Origin of the sequence: Pseudomonas sp. DNDY-54 (genome assembly GCF_019880365.1) — a bacterium.
Classification (GTDB): Bacteria; Pseudomonadota; Gammaproteobacteria; order Pseudomonadales; family Pseudomonadaceae; genus Stutzerimonas; species Stutzerimonas stutzeri_P.
In genome coordinates this window covers 1,661,247-1,680,436 of the sequence record NZ_CP082271.1, presented here as the reverse complement: position 1 = coordinate 1,680,436, position 19,190 = coordinate 1,661,247, and the positions used below count along the sequence as shown (strand labels likewise).

The following is a 19,190-nucleotide window of genomic DNA, read 5'->3' as shown; positions in this document are numbered from 1 at the left end:
CGACTGGTTAACGCACTGCTTCGAACAGCCCCGAAGCGCCCATGCCCCCGCCGACGCACATGGTCACAACCCCGTAACGCAAGTTGCGACGCTGCAGCTCGCGAATCAGGTGGCCGGCGGTACGCGAACCGGTCATGCCAAACGGGTGGCCGATGGAGATAGAGCCGCCGTTGACGTTGAATTTTTCGTTGTCGATTTCCAATGTGTCGCGGCAATACAGGCATTGCGAAGCAAAGGCTTCGTTGAGTTCCCACAGGTCGATGTCGCTGACCTGGAGCCCCTTAGCCTTGAGCAGACGCGGCACCGAGAAGACCGGGCCGATACCCATTTCTTCCGGCTCGCAACCGGCCACGGTGAAACCGCGAAAAAAGGCACGCGGCTTCAGGCCCAACTCCAGCGCCTTGTCCAGGCTCATCACCAGCGTCATCGAAGCGCCGTCTGACAGCTGCGACGCATTGCCGGCGGTGACGGAACCATCATCCGCAAACACCGGCTTTAGACCCGACAGGCTTTCCAGGGTGGTATCCGGGCGATTGCAATCGTCACGATCGACTACGCCCTCATGCTCGGTGCGCTCGCCGGTGTTCTTGTCTTCAGTGAAATAACGGACGTTCATCGGCACGATTTCGTCCTGGAACAGCCCTTCGGCCTGCGCTCGGGCGGTGCGTTGCTGGCTTTGCAGCGAATAGATGTCCTGCTGTTCACGGGTCACGTTGTAGCGACGCGCGACCATCTCGGCAGTCTGGCCCATGCTGTGATAAAGGCCCGGTACGCGCTCCTGCAGGATGGGGTTGAACAGGTTGTCGGTGTTCTTGCTCTTGGCGGTCATGGTGATGGATTCGACTCCACCGGCGACGATGATATCGCTGCAGCCGGAGGCGATCTGGTTGGCCGCAATGGCAATGGATTGCAGGCCAGACGAGCAGAAGCGATTGAGTGTCATACCCGCGCATTGAATGCCCAGGTTGGAGAGCACCGCCACGTTGCGGCCAATGTTGTAGCCCTGCGCGCCTTCGTTGGAGCCTGCACCAACGATGCAATCCTCGACCAGTTTGGGGTCCAGATTGTTGCGGGCCAGCAGCGCGTTGACACAATGAGCCGCCATGTCATCCGGACGGGTCATGTTGAACTTGCCGCGGAAGGACTTGGCCAGGCCGGTCCGTACGCTGTCGACGATCACTACTTCACGCATGGCATACCTCGAATGGTTGGGCGGTCCCGACACGGCGACCGGCCTATTGACGATGGCCCGAGCATAGTTCCAGCCATTCGCAGAAGGCGACGACCATTCAGCAGGGATATGGCCGGCCATCGTTCGTCATACGCGCGTGCTCAACTGATAGCGGCTTCCAGCGCATCATTCAGCGTACGCAGTACCTTGATCCGTGCGAACCGCTTGTCGTTGGCCTCCACCAACGTCCACGGCGCGATCTCCGTGCTGGTGCGGTCAACCATGTCCGCCACCGCAAGGCCGTATTCATCCCACTTTTCCCGGTTGCGCCAGTCTTCTTCGGTGATCTTGAAGCGCTTATGCGGTGTGTCCTCACGCTCCTTGAACCGCTCCAGCTGCGTCTTCTTGTCGATCGACAGCCAGAACTTGACCACCACCACACCGGCTTCCACCAGCTGCTCCTCGAAGTCGTTGATCTCGGTATAGGCGCGCAGCCATTCATCCGGCGTACAAAAGCCTTCGACCCGCTCGACCAGCACCCGGCCGTACCAAGACCGGTCAAAGATGGTGAATTCTCCCCGCGCCGGAACATTGCGCCAGAAGCGCCACAGCCAGGGCTGGGCCAGCTCGTCCTCGCTGGGCGCGGCGATCTGTATCGTCCGATACAGACGCGGATCCAGCGCACCGGTGACGCGGCGAATGGCGCTGCCCTTGCCAGCGGCATCGTGGCCTTCGAACAGCGCCAACACGCCACGCTTGCGCAGCCGGTGATCCCGTAAAAGCTGAGACAGACGCGCCTGCTCCTGCACCAGCTGATCTTTGTATGTTTCCTTGTCGAGCTTTTGATCCAGGTCGAGGCTGCCGAGCAGGCTCATGCCGTCAGTGTCCAGCTCGACCGTAGCCGCATGGGGCGTTACGCGTTGCTGATCAGCCGCATCCAAGGCAGCGTTGAGCCCTTCCAGTAACAACCGGCCCGCCGTGAGGCTGCGATAGCGTTCATCGCTTCCCTCAATGACGTACCAGGGCGCGAAGTCTCGGCTGCTACGGCGCAGAATCAGCTCGCCATGCTTCACGAAACGGTCATAGGTCTTCGATTGCTGCCAGTCCAGCGGACTGATGCGCCAGCTGTGCAGCGGGTCGTCTTTCAGCGAATCCAGGCGCTGCATCATTCCTTGCTTGGACAGGTGGAACCAGAACTTGAAGATCAGCACCCCTTCCTTGCAGAGCATGCGCTCCAGGCGCTGCGCGCGGTCGATGCCCAGCTCCAGCTCGGATTTCTTGATTCGACCGTGCACGCGGTCTTCGAGCAGTTTGCTGTACCAGTTTCCAAAGAAAATGCCGGTCTGCCCTTTCGGTGGTAGCCGTCGCCAATATCGCCACGCGGGTGGATGGGACAGTTCCTCGTCGGTGGGAACGTCGAAACTGTCGACACGGATCAACCGCGGGTCCATCCATTCGCTGAGCAGCTTAATGGTCTCGCCCTTGCCTGCCCCCTCGATACCGTTGATCAAGATCAGCACCGGAAAGCGCGCCTGCTCACGTAGCCGGTACTGCGCTTCCAGCAGCGCTTCGCGCAGGACAGGAACCTCGGCGTTATAGGTCGCCTTGTCGATGGTGTGGCCGATTTCAGCGGATTCGAACATCGTGTTCTCCAGAAAGAGGTGGCTGCAGCAACCCTAGCAGGCCGTCATGGCCAAGGCGCCTAGCATGGTTGGGCCACCTGCGTCGATTCGCCTGCATATCGATGCGACAAAGCGTGTCCGCAACAGGTTTCCCCGCGCTGCTAGAATCGCGCCATTTCACACATGTGTACCCAGGACGCGTCCGATGCCTCCAGACCTCACCACCGGTTTCCAGCACGCCGAGCTCGATTGGGATGAGACGGGGCAGCCGCTTTCCCGCTTGTACGGCGACGTCTATTTCTCCCGTGTATCGGGAATGGCCGAAACCACGCACGTGTTTCTGCAACCAAACCGACTCGCTGAGCGTTTTGCTGCGCTACGCGCGGGCGAGCGGTTTGTTATTGGCGAAACCGGGTTCGGCACGGGGCTGAATTTTCTGTGCGCCTGGGCCTTATTCGAGCGTACCGCGCCAGCGGGCACGCGCCTGAGCTTTGTCAGTGTGGAGAAGCATCCACTCAGCCCTGGCGATCTGCAGCGCGCTTTGGCGCTGTGGCCCGAGCTTCAGGCTCAGGCACATCAGCTGATGGACCAGTACGTCGCGGTCAACCCCGGGTATCAGCAGTTTCACTTCGGCAGGGTAGTGCTCACGCTGCTGGTAGGCGATGCACACGAATGCCTGAGCAGCCTGGACGCGCGGGTCGACGCCTGGTTTCTGGACGGCTTCGCCCCGCCCAAGAACCCCGACATGTGGCAGCCTGAGCTATTCAATCAACTGGCGCGGTTGTCCGCAGCCGGTACGACACTGGCAACGTTTACCAGTGCCGGCGGCGTACGGCGTGCACTCAAGGAAGCCGGCTTTGAAATCAAGCGGATTCCTGGCTTCGGGAAAAAATGGGAGAGCTCACACGGCCGCTTTCTCGGAGTCGCCGCGTCGGCCGACACGCCGTGGTACGCGCGACCAGCCTTCAAACCTGCACAGCGCAAGGCGATAATCATCGGCGCGGGCCTGGCCGGCTGCGCCAGCGCACGAAGCCTGGCCGCCCGTGGCTGGCAGGTCACCGTTCTGGAGCGACACAGTGATATTGCCCCAGAAGGGTCTGGCAACCCACAAGGCGTGCTGTACCTGAAGCTATCGGCACACGGGACGGCGCTTTCGCAATTGGTAGTCAGCAGTTTCGGATACACGCGCCGCCTGCTGTCCAGTCTCCAGCGTGGCACCGATTGGGAGGCCTGCGGGGTCCTGCAGATCGCCTACGATGACAAGGAAGCCGCCCGACAAGCTGCGCTTTCCGATGCGTTCCCGCCGAGCCTTCTGCGCGCTGTGGAGCGCGCGGAGGCCGAACAATTAGCCGGTGTAGCGCTGGATCATGGCGGCCTGTTCTTTCCCGACGCGGGATGGGCACACCCGCCGGCGCTGTGCCGCTGGATGATCGAGCATCCTGCAATCAAGCTGATTCCGCACCGCCAGCCGGTCGAGCTACGCCGCATCGACGGCTGCTGGCAGGCATTGCAGGACGGGGAAATTCTCGCGGAGGCGCCTGTGGTGGTGATGGCGGGCGCAGCCGACACGGCACGATTCAGCCAAAGTGCCTGGCTGCCGCTCAAACGTATCCGCGGACAGATCACCGGCCTGCCCGCCACCGAGCAGAGCCGCGCATTGCGTACCGTACTGTGCGCCAAAGGCTATGTCGCGCCGCCACGTGACGGCCTGCATACGCTGGGCGCCAGCTTCAATTTCGCCGAGGCTGACCCAGGCCCGAGCGACGCAGAGCATCGCTCCAATCTGGAGATGCTCGAAGAGATGTCGGCAGATTTGTACCAACGGCTTAGCCCGGGCAGCACCGAAGCATTGCTCGGTCGAGTCGCGTACCGCTGCACGAGTCCAGACTACCTGCCGATCGTTGGCCCTCTGGCTGATCCTGCGCAGTTCGCTACCGCCTACGCCGTACTGGCAAAAGACGCGCGCCAGGTGCCGGAAACCCCTTGCCCGTGGCTGGACGGCTTATACGTCAATACCGCACACGGCTCGCGCGGCATGGTCACGGCACCACTGGCGGGCGAGCTGCTGGCCTCCTGGATCGAGGATGAGCCGCTCCCGCTGCCTCGCGCGCTCGCCGAGGCCTGTCACCCGAACCGCTTCCTGCTGCGCAAGCTCATCCGTCGGGAGGATTGAATCGTTGCTCGCACGCCGCCCGACCGGTTGACCCAGCGGACTCAGCCGCGACGGAAAGGCTCATCCCAGAAAGGACGGTTCACTTCCGGTTCGATATCGGCACGGCTTAACCCGATGTCCTTGAGCATTTCATCGCTCAGCGAGGCGAGCTGCTGACGCTGACGATACAGCGCATGCCAGCGCGTCAGTTGCTGCCAGAACGCCCGCAACAAGGCCGTCGAGGATAGGTGGCGGTTGGTCGCCGCCCCAATATTTGCAAACCCAGCATGGCTTTTCATGGCCTGTCCCTCCAAGTGGATGGCGCCATTTTCTGCCTGGGCTTATGATCAATCCAACGAATGTTTCTGATGATGTACATCTCGTAGATTGATGAATGGCCAACTATCCCAGTATCGACGCCGAGCTGCTCCGCAGCTTTGTAGCCATTGCCGATCACGGCGGATTCACACGAGCAGCAGAAGCGGTCAACCGGACCCAGTCGGCCATCAGCATGCAAATGAAACGCCTGGAAGAAGACGTGCTGCAGCGCTCGGTTTTCGAGCGCGACGGTCGTCAGGTGCGGCTCACACCCGAGGGCCAGATTCTCCTTGGCTATGCGCGCAGGATCCTCAAGCTCCACGGCGAAGTGCTGACGACGTTACGTGAGCCGCACATGGTGGGTTCTGTCCGCATCGGCACGCCCGACGACTATGTGATGCGCTTTCTACCGGGCATCCTGTCGCGCTTCGCCCAGGCGTATCCGCTCGTGCAAGTCGAGGTGCACTGCGAACCTTCCTATCAGTTGCTGCAGCGGCGTGACCTAGACCTGTCCATCGTGACCCGCGAACCCGGCACCGAGATCGGCCAGCTGCTGCGCCGCGAGCGCTTCGTATGGGCAGAAGCGCCCGGCTTCAACACCCACGAGCAACGGCCGATGCCGCTGGCGATGTTCAACACCGAGTGCTTCTGCCGCGCCTGGGCGTGCAACGCACTGGATAGCCTGGATATCCCTTACCGGGTTGCCTACACCAGCCCGAGCCTGTCCGCGCTGATGGCCGTCGTGAATGCGGGACTGGCCGTCACGGCGCAGCTGCAGAGCCTGGTCACCGCCGACATGCGGCTGCTGGGGGAAGCTGAGGGCATGCCAGAATTGCCGATGAGCAGCATCGTGCTGCTGCGCAGTGAGCGCAACCGATCACAAGTCAGCGAAACGCTGGCTGAACACATCGTGGAAGGCTTCCGCGTTTAACTTCGACTGCTTGCGTCGGGTTTGACGCTAGTCCAATGGACCGCAAATTGATGCCGCACGCAGCAGCGCTGCCGCGATGCCGTGCTGCTCCCATTCAGGTAGCGCAGCGAAGCGCTTAACGAACTCAGGCGACAGCAACGACGGCGCTTGCTGTTGCAGCGCCCGCCCCTCCTGCGTCAATAGCAGCCATTGCCGGCGCCGATCCTGATCGTCGCGCTGGCGCAACAACAACCCCCGCTCGGCCAACCGATCAAGCTGTCCGGAGAGGGTGGCGGCTGTCAGGCTTACCCGCTTACTCAGCGCGCTGGCCGTGAGCTGCCCTTCGCCAGCCAGTACCTGCAGAATCATCAGCTGCACCGGGCTCAGTCCACCATAACGAGCCAGGCGTTTGGCATGAACTTCCGCGTCCTGCTGCAAACGCCGAAGCGCCCTAAACACCGATAACTCCAAGGTATCCGCTCCGATCCACTTAGTTTCATCTGGAATATTTTTCACGCTCATATTCTGCGTTTCCATGCCCTAACGGTTTGACATGAAAGCATTCCTTTGTTTCCCTGTAAAACCTGACTGACGCAGTAGGACGCACTTCAGGCGGCGCAGGCAACGTTCAAGCAGGCCTTGGAAGCAGCGGCCCAGAGCGGCGCACGCTGGTCTGAAAACCTGAACTTCGCAATCCGCACGTCAGTCACACTCCCCAACGGCAGAACCGGTAAGGATCTTATGTGTGGCATAGCTGGCGAACTTCGCTTCGATAATCAACCGGCCGATCTGGCCGCCGTTGAACGCATCACCCAACACCTCACTTCCCGTGGCCCAGACGCGTGTGGCTTCAACAGCCAAGGCCCGCTTGCACTCGGCCACCGTCGCTTGAAAATCATGGATCTGTGCGAGGCCTCGGGCCAGCCAATGATCGATTCCGCGCTGGGCCTCTCGATGGTCTTCAACGGCGCCATCTACAACTACCCGGAATTGCGTGCCGAGCTCGAAGCGCTGGGATACAGCTTCTTCTCCGGCGGCGATACGGAAGTCCTGCTCAAGGGTTTTCATGCCTGGGGCGAGGCGCTGCTGCCGCGGCTCAATGGCATGTTTGCGTTCGCGATATGGCAGCGCGACGTACAGGAACTGTTCATTGCGCGCGATCGCCTCGGCATCAAGCCGCTCTATCTGTCGAAGACCGGCGACCGACTGCGTTTCGCCTCGACGCTTCCGGCGCTGCTCAAAGGGGGTGATATTGCCGGCGTGCTCAACCCTGTTGCGCTCAACCACTACATGAGTTTCCACGCAGTGGTCCCGGCGCCTGACACGTTGATTGCCGGCATTGAAAAGTTGCCGCCGGGTACGTTCATGCGCGTCGACGCGACGGGTAAAACCAGCCAGCAACGCTGGTGGCAGCTCGAATTTGGCGCCTCGGAAGAAGAGCAGCAGTACAGCTTCGAAGATTGGCAGGACCGCACCCTGGCAACGCTGCGCCAGTCCGTCGCCCTGCGCCAGCGCGCCGCGGTCGATGTAGGCGTGCTGTTGTCCGGCGGGGTCGATTCCAGCCTGCTCGTAGGCCTGCTGCGCGAAGCCGGCGCAGCGGACAATCTGCTGACCTTCTCGATTGGTTTCGAAGATGCCGGCGGCGAACGCGGTGACGAATTCAAATATTCCGACCTGATCGCCGAGCATTACCAGACGCGACACCATCAGCTGCGCATCCAGGAAAAGGAAATCCTCGAGCAATTGCCCGCTGCCTTCCGTGCGATGAGCGAGCCAATGGTCAGTCACGACTGCATCGCCTTTTACTTGCTCTCGCGTGAAGTATCCAAGCACTGCAAGGTTGTACAGAGCGGCCAGGGTGCAGACGAGCTGTTCGCGGGTTACCACTGGTACCCACAAGTGGATGGCGCGCAGGACCCGGTCGAGGCCTATCTCGCCGCGTTCCGCGACCGCACCTATGAAGAATATGCCGAGACGCTGCAGCAACAGTGGGTCAAGGGTGACTTCTCAGGCGACTTTGTACGCCAGCACTTCGCCCAGCCGGGCGCTGACGCGGCGGTAGACAAGGCGCTACGTATCGACAGCACCGTGATGTTGGTCGACGACCCGGTCAAGCGCGTCGACAACATGACGATGGCCTGGGGCCTGGAAGCGCGCGTGCCCTTCCTGGATCACAACGTGGCGGAGCTTTCGGCACGTATTCCGGCCAAGTACAAACTGCCTGAGGGCGGCAAGTACGTTCTCAAGGAAGCGGCGCGAAAGGTGATCCCGGCTGCAGTCATCGACCGGCCAAAGGGTTATTTCCCGGTGCCAGGGCTCAAACATCTCCAAGGCAACACCTTGAACTGGGTGCGCGAATTGCTGACGGACCCGAGCCAGGATCGCGGCCTGTATAACCCGGCGATGCTCGAGAAACTGTTCAATGACCCGGAAGGCCAGCTGACGCCTCTGCGGGGTTCGAAACTGTGGCAACTGGCAGCAGTCAACCTATGGTTGAGCGAGCAAGGCCTATAAGCACTCGTCTGTGACGACGCTGAGCTAGCGTGAGCAGCGTGCTTCGCCTGTTCCGGTCGTCATGACATGTTCCAAGGAAAACACCATGCAGAAGTCTCAAGCTTACGGACAGCGGCTGTTGCGCGGCCAGGCACCGACCTACGAGCGATTGCAGGCGCGTCTTGCCGAAGATGGGCAGGAAGAGCCTCAGCGCCCGGTAACGCTGCATTGTGGCTGGGGCCGCATTCTGATCGGTCATACCTATTCCGACCCGGCCGAGTTGGCCACCGATCTGCTCGACGAGCAAGCGGGCGAGCGTGACATCGCTCTATATGTCGCAGCCCCACATCAGGTGCTCTCCTACGCCCCGCAACAACTGTTTCTCGACCCCTCCGATACGATGCGGATCTGGTTCACCGATTACCGTCCGGCACGTCGCAGTTTCCGTGGCTTCGGCATTCGCCGGGCGCAAAGCGACGCTGACTGGAAGGCGATCAACTGCCTGTATCAGTCACGCGGCATGCTGCCGGTGAATCCTGAATTGTGTACACCACGTGAAAACGGTGGGCCGGTGTATTGGCTGGCTGAGGATGACGACTCCGGACAGATCATTGGTAGCGTCATGGGGATCAACCACCAGAAAGCGTTCAACGACCCCGAGAACGGCTCCAGCCTCTGGTGTCTGGCGGTCGGCCCGAGCTGCACGCGCCCGGGCGTTGGCGAAGCGCTGGTCCGTCACCTGATCGAACAGTACATGGGCCGTGGCCTGGCCTACCTGGACCTGTCCGTATTGCATGACAACAAGCAGGCCAAGGCGCTGTACGCCAAGCTCGGCTTCCGCGACTTGCAGACCTTCACCGTCAAACGCAAGAACACCATTAACCAGGCGTTGTTTCTCGGTCCCGGGCCGGAAGCCGAGCTGAACCCCTACGCGCGGATCATCGTCGACGAAGCGCGTCGACGCGGCATCGAGATCAGTATCGATGACGCCGAGGCTGGGCTGTTCACGCTGACCCAGGGCGGCCGCAAGGTGCGCTGCCGCGAGTCGCTGTCAGACCTGACCTCCGCGGTCAGCATGACGTTGTGCCAGGACAAATGCCTGACCCATCGCACCCTTGCCAAAGCCGGCCTGAAACTGCCGGCGCAACAATTGGCAGGGTCAGAAGAAAGCAACGCCGCGTTTCTCGAGGAACACGGCAGCGTCGTGGTCAAGCCCGTCGATGGCGAACAGGGTCACGGCGTCTCGGTTGATCTGCGCAGCGTTGAGGCGCTGGGGAGCGCTATCGTCCAGGCACGCCAGTTCGACCAGCGCGTGCTGCTCGAAAGCTACCACCCAGGTCTTGACTTACGCGTGGTGGTGATCGGCTACGACGTGGTGGCAGCAGCCATTCGCCGGCCCGCGGAGGTGGTGGGCGATGGAAGCCACAGCATCCGTGAACTGATCGAAGCCCAAAGTCGCCGCCGTCAGGCAGCGACCGGTGGCGAGAGCCGGATTCCGATGGACAGAGAAACCCAGCGCTGCATCGAAGATGCCGGTTTCGACTACGACAGCGTCCTGCCACGCGGCGAGCATCTGGCCGTGCGACGGACCGCGAACCTGCATACCGGCGGCACCCTCGATGACGTCACGGATCGACTCCATCCCGAGCTGATCGATGCGGCCGTTCGCGCCGCACGTGCGCTGGATATTCCTGTCGTTGGCCTGGATCTGCTGGTGCAGGCCGCGGACCAACCAGAGTACGTATTCATCGAGGCCAATGAGCGCGTCGGCCTGGCGAACCACCATCCGCAGCCAACCGCGGAGCGATTCATCGACCTGCTGTTTCCGCTCAGCCATAACACCCATTAGCCGTGAAGCGCCACGGACCAGGCGGCACAACCGTCGTCCGCGGCGCCACGCTTAACATGGCACCGCGCACATTCAGTCAACCGCATGGCGGCAGCCATTCACGTGCCACCAAGGAATTATCATGACTGCAAAGCTACCCGAGCCCGATCTCAACTACCTGCAACGCGTATTACTGGAAACCCTGGCGATTCCCAGCCCCACCGGGTTTACCGACACCATCGTGCGTTACGTCGCCGAACGCCTGAAAGAACTGGATATCCCCTTCGAGCTGACTCGGCGCGGCACCATTCGCGCGACACTCAAAGGCCTCAAGGACAGCCCCGATCGCGCCATCGCCGCGCACCTGGATACCATCGGCGCCAGCGTTCGAGAGATTCACAACACGGGTCGCCTGGGCCTGTCGCCAGTCGGCTGCTGGTCAAGCCGATTCGCCGAAGGTAGCCGCGTCAGTGTGTTCACCGACAACGGTGTCATCCGCGGCAGCGTGTTGCCATTGCTTGCCTCCGGCCACGCGTTCAACAAGGCAGTCGATGAGATGCCTATCAGCTGGGACCACGTTGAGCTACGCCTGGATGCACATACCTCCTGCCGAGCCGACACCGTTGGTCTGGGTATCAACATCGGCGATTTCGTCGCATTCGATCCGATGCCCGAGTTCACCGAAAGCGGCCATATCAGCGCACGGCACCTAGACGACAAGGCGGGCGTCGCGGCGTTGTTGACTGCATTGAAGGCTGTGGTCGAGAGTGGCCAGGAATTGCCAATCGACTGTCATCCCTTATTCACCATTACCGAAGAAACAGGCTCCGGTGCGGCCGGCGCGTTGCCGTGGGACGTCAGTGAATTTGTCGGCATCGACATCGCACCGAGCGCCAAAGGTCAGGAGTCAAGCGAGCACGCCGTAACCGTTGCGATGCAGGACTCTGGCGGGCCCTATGACTATCACCTGTCACGGCACCTGATCAAACTGGGTGAGAACCACAATATACCGGTGCGCCGTGACCTGTTTCGGTATTACCACAGTGACGCTCAGTCGGCGATTGCGGCAGGACACGACATCCGTACCGCCCTGCTTGCGTTCGGCTGCGATGCGACCCACGGCTACGAACGGACCCATATTGACAGCCTGGCAGCGATGAGCCGTCTGATCAGTACCTACCTGCTGAGCCCACCGGTGTTCGCCAGCGACGCAAATACGAGCCATGGCTCGCTCGAGAGCTTCAGCCACCAGCTCGAGCATGATGCGCAGATGGAAAACGATACCCGCGTCCCGCCAGTCGATTCGATCTTCGACAAGCGTTCCGACAATTCATCCGATTGAATTTCAGGTTTCATGATATGCCGCCAAGTTGAGGCAATTGCCGATTGCGAGGCGGCTCTGATCCGGGCAAAGTCGCAAGCGTCTGATATCTATGGGTTGCTTGAGCAGATCAGGCACCAGGCGAAGTTCGCTTGCCATTCGCGCACCCATCTCCCGCATGCTGTGGGTACTGGTGCCCCGCTTGACCGCCGACTTTGTACCATTCGGGTTCCTACATGCTGCCGCGTCTCTGCCTGGTTATTTTTCTCTATTGCCTATCGGCGCAGGTGTCGGCGTTCACGCCCGTACCGGTCGAATCGGAAGAGTTCCGCCAACCGCTCGGTCACTGGACATATTTTCTGCGCGACCCGGGTGCCGAACTCCGCGCCGACGAAGTCTTCGGTCTGCCGGAAAAAACCTTCGAGCCGGTCCGTGGCACGCATGCCAACAAAGGCAAGAGCACCGACACATGGTGGTTTCGTGTCGAGCTGGACAACCGCCTCGCCGCATCGCTTGGCGGCTTCTTCGAGATCAATTACCCCCTGCTGGATCACATTGAACTGTATCTGCGGAATCCCGACGGCAGCATAAGCCGACAGCAGTCCGGCGACAGCCACTCTTTCGACGAGCGCTCAGTCAAAGTCAGTAACTACTGGTTTCCTGTCGACCTGCAACCCGGTACCTCAACGCTACTGCTGCGGGTGAAGAGCAGCAGCACGCTGTACATGCCCCTGTATTTCAGCAGCTACGGGGCGAATGCTGCCGCAGCCGAGGAATCGATGAGCCTTGCCGGCGCCTTCTACGGCGTGCTGTTCGCGATGTTCTGCTACAACCTCTTCCTGTTTCTGTCGCTCCGTGAACCGGCGTTTTTCTGGTACCTGGTCTACAACCTCAATGTCGGCTTGTTTGCGCTCAGCTTTGACGGCCTGTTGGTTAAATGGCTATCCGACGACGGCGGCGTCGTAGCGGTCGCCATCTATGCCTTGATGCTCAGCCACTGCCTGATATCAATCCAGTTCAGTCGCCACTTCCTGCATACGCGTGAATATTTCCCGAGGCTCGATTTCGCGCTGCGTGTGGCCTTCCTGATCTCGTTCGGCGGCCTGCTGTCCGGCGTTGTGCTGAACCAGCAGACATGGAGCATTCTTGCCAGCGTCATGGTGATCGCTTCGTCTATCGGTCTGCTGCTCACCGGTGCATTCGTCTGGCGGCACGGTGTTCGCTATGGGTTCTATTACACGCTGGCGTGGGGTGTGCTGTTGATGACCTTCGTCATCGTTACGGCAGGCTCCCTGGGCTTCAATCTGTTTGGAATGTATGGTTCGGGGATCGTCAAGGCCGGTATCGCCTTCGAGTTGATCACTCTGTCCATCGGCCTCGCCGACCGCATCAATCTCCTCAAGGAGGAAGGCTTCCGGTCCCGTCAGGCGGCGGCGCGCGCGGAAAGCGAGAACCAGGCCAAAAGCCGTTTTCTGGCAAAAATGAGTCACGAAATCCGTACGCCGCTCAACGGCGTGATCGGCATGCTGCAACTGCTTCGCGAGACCTCGCTGGATCGCAATCAGCGCTTCTATCTCGATACCATTTCAAGCTCAAGCGCCTCGTTGATGTCGGTGATCAACGACATTCTCGACTACGCGCGGATCGGCGCCGGCAAGCTGGTGTTGGAAGACATCGAGTTCGAATTGGAAGCGGTGGTCTCGGAAACCATCAGCCTGTTTACCGCCCAGGCATTGGAAAAGCAGCTGAGCCTTCATGTCAGCCTGATGCCAGGTGTGCCGCGGCGAGTCCGTGGCGATCCAACCCGACTCAAGCAGGTTTTGCTGAACCTGTTGAACAACGCGCTCAAGTTCACCGAACACGGTTGCGTCATGCTCGAGGTCGGCGTTCAGGGTCCGGCAGATGCGCCACGGTTGCTCTTCTCGATCTCCGACAGCGGTATCGGCATGCGCGAAGAAACAATCGCGCAGCTGTTCGTTTCCTTTGCTCAAGGCGATTCCAGCACTACGCGCCGCTATGGCGGCAGCGGTCTCGGGCTGGTCATCAGCAAGGAGCTGGTGGAAATGATGGGTGGCCAGATAGAGGTGCAGAGCACTCCTGGTCAGGGCAGCTGTTTCAGCTTCGACCTTCCGCTGCTCGATGCGGACAGCCACATTGATTCGCTGACGACCCTGCTGGAAGGTCGCACGGCAGTGATCGCTTCCCAGGACATTCATGCGCTCGATGCCATGAGCAATCTATTGATGCGTTGGGGTATGTCAGTGGTGCGCTGCGAAGAACCGCAACGACTGCCGCGTTATCTCGACGATCACGCCGACACGCCATTGCTGATAATCATCGCGCCGTGGCCAGGGAAGCCCCGGAACTGGCTGACAGCCTTGGGCACCCAACTCAAATCGAATCAGCGCGTGATGCTGCTTTGCCCGCCGCACACCGAATATCCCGTTCTGGTACCGACGCTTCGGCTCGCCAATTTGGCGCTACCGCTCCTGCTTGGCCCGCTGCGTGATGCGTTGCATCGCCTCTACCAACCCACGGGCAGCCAATCCGTTGAGCCAGCCGCGCCAGGCCCCAAGGCGTCGGCCTCGCCTCCGCGCATCCTCATCGCAGAAGACAACCCCGTCAGTCAGATGGTGGTTTCAAGTCTGCTGAAAAAGCGTGGATACGAAGTGATGATTGCGGAGAACGGTCGGCGGGCGGTGTCGGTTTACAGCGAACAACCGTCTGCCGTTCAGCTTATCTTGATGGATTGCGAGATGCCGGAACTCGATGGCTTCGAGGCGAGTCGGCAGATCCGCCGTCTCGAGATCGAACGGGGGATCGCCTCAGTGCCGATCGTTGCCCTGACTGCCCACGTCCTCGACGGCCACCGCCAGCAAGGCCGCGACGCCGGAATGGACGACTTCATCGGCAAACCACTGGAAAGCGAGCAGCTGTATGCTTGCCTGGATCGCTTCCTACACTCCTCGACGATCGCCGAATCTGACCGTCCGACCTGAAACGAACCCATGCTCATCCCACACAATCAGCTAGAACCGGAAACCCTCACCCGCCTGATCGAGGATTTTGTCACCCGTGAAGGCACGGACAATGGGGACGAGACGCCACTGGACGTCCGCGTTGAACGGGTACGCCATGCATTGAGCAAGGGCACGGCGGTGATTGTCTTCGACGCCGACCACCAGCAATGCCAGCTAGCGCTCAGACGTGACGTGCCCAAGGAATGGCTGGAAGATTGAGGCTCAGCCCAGCACGCCGCCGTCGCGCTCCCATGCACAGCGCATGCGCAGATCATGCTGATGTGGGCTATGAGAGCCGCTTTCTGTTTCCCAGCGGAAGGTGTGAGTGCCGTTGAGCTCCGTCTCCAAATGAACCACCGCGCTGGTCCAGTAGAGCTCGTCAAGTAACGCTTCGAAACTGCGAACCCACAGCGCCCATTCATACTCCACCGCGCGGTAGCTGGCGCCGAAGTGAATCACCTGGGTCTGATACACACCCTCGTCCGCACAGCAGGCAAACATCTCCCGCCCGATAAAGGGCCACCCCTCCCCCCGCGGCAAGCTATCCAACGCACGACGATTAACGGCGCGGCGCTGTCGATGCTGCTCAGCATCGGCGGAGGGCCAGTCACGGATACTGCCGTAGACAATGGATTCCGGCTCCACTGGGGTTCTCCAGGCGAAAGAACGAGATGTTAACGAAATCCAGCCTGGCTTCCAGCACCCGTGCTCAGCGGAGCGCCTCCAGACCGCGCAAGAGTGACCCGGGCCACATCCCACCGATTAAAAGGGTATGTTCAAGGCGCCATCGCATCAGCTGCGGCTCGCCTCGGCGCCAATCGCAAGGCGAGTCCAGACATCAATGCCGACATGCTCGCCAATACGAAGAACGGCCACTCATAGTCACCTGCGATATCGCGCCCCAACCCGGTCAGTACAGGCGTGAAACACGCCAGGCTGTAGCCGGTGCAGAGCATCATCGCCGTCAGGCGGCTCACGGCCAGCGGCGTATTGGCCTCGTACATTGGCAATACCAGCGACATGGAAAACGTACCGTTCAGGGCCACACCCAGCAGCATGCAGATCAGCAACGGCTGAACCTGCGGTCGCGATGCGATCACCAGCAGGCAGATCGTCGCCAGCACACCGCACCCGGCCATCATCAGGTGTCGATTGCCGAAGCGCTGCGCCAGCCAAGGCATGGCAAACGCACTTGGCAGACCAATCAGCATGAAGCCGCTAAAGAAGGCATTGCTCTGCAGCAAGCTGAAACCTGCCTCGTGATAGCGGGCGACCAGCCACGTCGCGAGGGCGTAGAACAGTCCGGCTTGCAGGGCGAAATAGATGCTCACCAGCCAGGCCCGGGGCTCGCCCCATGGCAATCCGGCACGCTGTTCGACGGCTGCCTCAGCCTGGTTGGGTAGGCGCAACCAAATTGCCAAGGCCAACATCGCCGGGAGGGTCCATAGCGCCAGGCCCCACGTCCAGCGCTCACCTAGCAACTGAGTTGCCGGTGCTGTCAGCACTACCCCAATGGTGCCGCCGACTGCCATGCTCAATGAGTAGAATGCGGCCGTCTTTCCCATGCGATCGAAGAAATATCGTTTGATAAAGCCCGATAGCAACGGACCGGCGACGGCGATACCAGCACCAACCATCGCGGCGGTGCCGATCAACAGTGCGGCGTTCTCGCCGAACAGACGCAACAGTAGCGCAAGCGCAATAAGGCCCAGACACAGACCAATAGTCCGCTCGAGCCCGAAACGCACGGCCAGGCGTGGCGCCAGCGGTGCCAGCAGTCCCATCAGCAATACGGGAAGCGCGGTGGTCAGGCTGATCAGGCTTCGGCTGAGGCTCAGCTCTGTGGCGATACGCTCGATCAGCGGGGCAAAAGACGTGATACCGGGTCGCAAATTGATGGCGGCAAGCACCAGGGCCAGCATGAGCAGCCAGCGAGATGGGTTTTTCACTGTGAATCCATGGGTCGGCCAGGGTCGGACCGGCAACCCTACTCCCGACCCCGGAACACGGCAAGCAAAACGGACCTGCTGGTCAGGTTTTGCTCTTGGCGCGTTTCTTCTCCGCCAGCACCGCCATCTCGTCGTAGATGGCCTGGGGATTTTGCTGCTTTATTTTCCAGGCCATACGGCCTTCTTCGTGCGGAAGAATCATGAATACGCCTTCGGCCACCTGCCGATAAATGTAATCAGCGATGTCGGCGGCGGTAATAGGCGACGCTTCGAGCAGCTTGCTGATCTGCGCCTTCATGTTCGGGGTCGGCCCGCGGTAAGAGTCCATCAGGTTGGTCTGGAAGAACGACGGACAAACCACGTGGACGTCCACCTCCTGCTGCTTCAACTCGACCAGCAGACTCTCGGATAGGGCAACCACGCCAGCCTTCGCCACGTTGTAGTTGCTCATTCCGGGGGCCTGCATCAGGGCGGCCATGGACGCGATGTTGATGATCTTGCCGTGGCTTTTCTGCACCAACGGCAGGAACGCCTTGCATCCCTTGACCACGCCCATCAGGTTGATCGCGATCTGCCAGTCCCAATCTTCCAGAGAGAGTTCGTCGAAGAAGCCGCCGGACGCAACGCCGGCGTTATTGACCACAACGTCAATGCCACCGAGCTTGGTTTCGCAGGCCTGGGCCAGTGCCGTCAGCTGACTGTAATCGCGCACATCGCAGCGTTGGGTAAAGCCATCGCCGCCGGCGTCGCGCACCATTTTCAAGGTTTCTGCCAGCCCGGCCTCGTTGACATCCGACAATGCCAATTGCCAGCCCTCGCGTGCCCAGCGCAACGCGATTTCGCGACCAAGACCGGAACCGGCGCCAGTGACCATCATGCGGTTTTGCATCGTGTGCTGCCTTCTTGTTCGTTAAGTTGCAAGGAGTCTAGCGAAAGCAGGCGCCGGGCCTGTCCTCTATCGAAATGCTGAATGACAGCCATATCTTGAGCCGGATTGACGCCTGCCGAAGCTCGCCGATCGGGCGTTTGCCAGACAGCCCATGTCTAGTCCTGAAATAGGTTTACACCGTTTCAGCTGGATTTCGGTCCCTAAAACGCCCGATGCACCGCATCGGGCGTTTTGTATTTCAGGGCCAGATGCGGCCGCTCCGTGTTGTAGATCCTGATGGCCTCGCTGACCATCGTTCTAGCCTGTTCCAAATCATTGGGGCTGCGAAGCAGCAGTTCGTTCTTCAGGATTCCATTCACCCGCTCCGCAAGCGCGTTCTGATAACAGTCGTAGCCGTCAGTCATTGAGCACTGCACACCGTGGCGTTTGTGCAGCGCCTGATAAAGCGCCGAGCAATATTGGATGCCGCGATCAGAGTGGTGGACCAGCACCTGATGACCCTGGCGCCCTCTCAGTGCTTGCCTATAGGCGATCGCCACGGACTCGGCATGCAAGCCCTTATGGACATGATGGCCGATGATCTTTCGTGAGTAGGCGTCAGTGACTAGGCTTAGATACAGAGGACCACTTCGAGCAGGTAGGTAAGTGATATCAGCCACCCAAACATGTTCAGGCGCAGCCACCGTGATCTGCTCGGGGCCAGGCTTGAGCCGGTTTGGATGCCGATAAAACCGATGAAAACTATGGGTAGTCTTGTGGTACGCGCGCTTGGGCAGCACCAGCAGACGACGTTCGGCCAAGATCCTGAATAGCTGGTCGCGCCCGATCTTCAGGCTGTTATCGGGCTGGTTGTGCAGAAGGTGATGCAGCTTGCGCGTGCCGATCCGCGGCTGGCGTAGCCGAGCTCGTTCGACATAGCGAGCCACCTGCTCGGCCTGCATATGGCGCTGATCAGCGGCACGGTTGCGCTTGTAGTAAGCCTGACGACTGATGGAAAGAAACTGGCAAGCCCTGACGATAGTCAGCCCTTTGACTTGTTCTTGCGAGAGGACTTGCCGGGTCGCTTTTTTACGATCGAAACGCCGTAATCTTTCTCCAACACATCGACCACAGCTTCGAAGAACTGGGCCTTCTGGCTCACGAACTGCAGTTGCTGCTCCAGCTCCTTGATGCGTTGCTCGGGCGTCAGATCTTTCGGGTCGGCCACGGTTTGGCTCCTGTCGGCTCGAATCGAGGCCCCCTGGCTCCAATCCTGCCGACCATGCTTACGCAACCATACCAAAACAGTAGACCGGCCTTGGATCCCATACCGACCCTGTGCCTGCTTGTAGGTCAGCTCGCCCTTTTCGATCTGATCAACCACAGCCAATTTAAAAGTCAGCGAGTAATCACGCTGAGTCCGCTTTACACCTTGATCCATCGAGACCTCCAGATTCTCGGGCCGAAGGTGTAAACCTTATTCAGGACGGGACACCAGAACAAAAAAAGGCAGCCAAGAGGCTGCCCTTTTTACTGTT

15 protein-coding genes are annotated in these 19,190 nt (G+C 60.4%); 7 read left to right on the top strand and 8 right to left on the bottom strand.

The genetic code is table 11. The features are described 5' to 3' along the window. Positions 1-7 precede the first annotated feature (7 nt). Complete coding sequence (locus K4O48_RS07940; protein WP_222911481.1) at positions 8-1,192, bottom strand: thiolase family protein; 1,185 nt, start codon at positions 1,190-1,192, stop codon at positions 8-10. Between the two features lie 140 nt (positions 1,193-1,332). Continuing rightward, positions 1,333-2,814 (bottom strand): polyphosphate:AMP phosphotransferase, encoded by a 1,482-nt coding sequence (gene pap / locus K4O48_RS07935; protein WP_222911480.1) that lies wholly within the window; start codon positions 2,812-2,814, stop codon positions 1,333-1,335. Between the two features lie 184 nt (positions 2,815-2,998). Between pap and mnmC the strand changes: the two genes are divergently transcribed. Next, the gene (gene mnmC / locus K4O48_RS07930) at positions 2,999-4,966 is read left to right on the top strand and encodes a bifunctional tRNA (5-methylaminomethyl-2-thiouridine)(34)-methyltransferase MnmD/FAD-dependent 5-carboxymethylaminomethyl-2-thiouridine(34) oxidoreductase MnmC (protein ID WP_222911479.1); all 1,968 of its coding nucleotides are present in this window, start codon (positions 2,999-3,001) and stop codon (positions 4,964-4,966) included. 41 nt (positions 4,967-5,007) lie between these two features. Here mnmC and K4O48_RS07925 read toward each other — a convergent pair whose 3' ends face one another. After that, complete coding sequence (locus tag K4O48_RS07925) at positions 5,008-5,244, bottom strand: DUF1127 domain-containing protein (RefSeq protein WP_222911478.1); 237 nt, start codon at positions 5,242-5,244, stop codon at positions 5,008-5,010. 95 nt (positions 5,245-5,339) lie between these two features. Here K4O48_RS07925 and K4O48_RS07920 point away from each other — a divergent pair, with 95 nt between their 5' ends. Continuing rightward, positions 5,340-6,194 carry a LysR substrate-binding domain-containing protein gene (locus K4O48_RS07920; RefSeq protein WP_222911477.1) on the top strand — a complete coding sequence of 285 codons (855 nt, stop codon included), beginning with the start codon at positions 5,340-5,342 and terminating at the stop codon, positions 6,192-6,194. A 27-nt stretch (positions 6,195-6,221) separates the two neighbouring features. On the opposite strand, the gene K4O48_RS07915 is transcribed toward K4O48_RS07920, so the two are convergent. Further along, positions 6,222-6,695, bottom strand: a complete 474-nt coding sequence (locus K4O48_RS07915) for a MarR family winged helix-turn-helix transcriptional regulator (protein ID WP_222911476.1) — start codon at positions 6,693-6,695, stop codon at positions 6,222-6,224. A gap of 219 nt (positions 6,696-6,914) precedes the next feature. Between K4O48_RS07915 and K4O48_RS07910 the strand changes: the two genes are divergently transcribed. From K4O48_RS07910 to K4O48_RS07890, 5 genes are all read left to right on the top strand, one after another. Next, positions 6,915-8,687, top strand: a complete 1,773-nt coding sequence (locus K4O48_RS07910; protein WP_222911475.1) for an N-acetylglutaminylglutamine amidotransferase — start codon at positions 6,915-6,917, stop codon at positions 8,685-8,687. 85 nt (positions 8,688-8,772) lie between these two features. Further along, positions 8,773-10,515 carry an N-acetylglutaminylglutamine synthetase gene (gene ngg / locus K4O48_RS07905; protein WP_222911474.1) on the top strand — a complete coding sequence of 581 codons (1,743 nt, stop codon included), beginning with the start codon at positions 8,773-8,775 and terminating at the stop codon, positions 10,513-10,515. Positions 10,516-10,636: 121 nt separating this feature from the next. After that, positions 10,637-11,836: an osmoprotectant NAGGN system M42 family peptidase gene (locus K4O48_RS07900; RefSeq protein ID WP_222911473.1), complete on the top strand. Its 1,200-nt coding sequence runs from the start codon at positions 10,637-10,639 to the stop codon at positions 11,834-11,836. A gap of 215 nt (positions 11,837-12,051) precedes the next feature. Next, on the top strand, positions 12,052-14,814 hold the full coding sequence (locus K4O48_RS07895) for a hybrid sensor histidine kinase/response regulator (protein WP_222911472.1): 2,763 nt from the start codon (positions 12,052-12,054) through the stop codon (positions 14,812-14,814). Between the two features lie 9 nt (positions 14,815-14,823). Continuing rightward, entirely contained in the window at positions 14,824-15,054 is a 231-nt protein-coding gene (locus K4O48_RS07890; RefSeq protein WP_222911471.1) for a YheU family protein, read from the top strand. 3 nt (positions 15,055-15,057) lie between these two features. Here K4O48_RS07890 and K4O48_RS07885 read toward each other — a convergent pair whose 3' ends face one another. The 4 genes from K4O48_RS07885 to K4O48_RS07870 form a co-directional block, all read right to left on the bottom strand. After that, a complete protein-coding gene (locus K4O48_RS07885; protein ID WP_222911470.1) occupies positions 15,058-15,480 on the bottom strand; it encodes a hypothetical protein in 423 nt (140 codons plus the stop codon). Between the two features lie 131 nt (positions 15,481-15,611). After that, positions 15,612-16,757, bottom strand: a complete 1,146-nt coding sequence (locus tag K4O48_RS07880) for an MFS transporter (RefSeq protein ID WP_222912034.1) — start codon at positions 16,755-16,757, stop codon at positions 15,612-15,614. A 109-nt stretch (positions 16,758-16,866) separates the two neighbouring features. Then, the gene (locus tag K4O48_RS07875; protein WP_222911469.1) at positions 16,867-17,673 is read right to left on the bottom strand and encodes an SDR family oxidoreductase; all 807 of its coding nucleotides are present in this window, start codon (positions 17,671-17,673) and stop codon (positions 16,867-16,869) included. Positions 17,674-17,873: 200 nt separating this feature from the next. Next, positions 17,874-19,093, bottom strand: a protein-coding gene (locus K4O48_RS07870) for an IS3 family transposase (RefSeq protein ID WP_222910989.1) whose coding sequence is annotated in 2 segments (ribosomal slippage) — positions 17,874-18,745 and positions 18,745-19,093 — 1,221 coding nt in all. Because the reading frame shifts where the segments join, the coding sequence is not laid out codon by codon here. Positions 19,094-19,190: the final 97 nt, after the last annotated feature.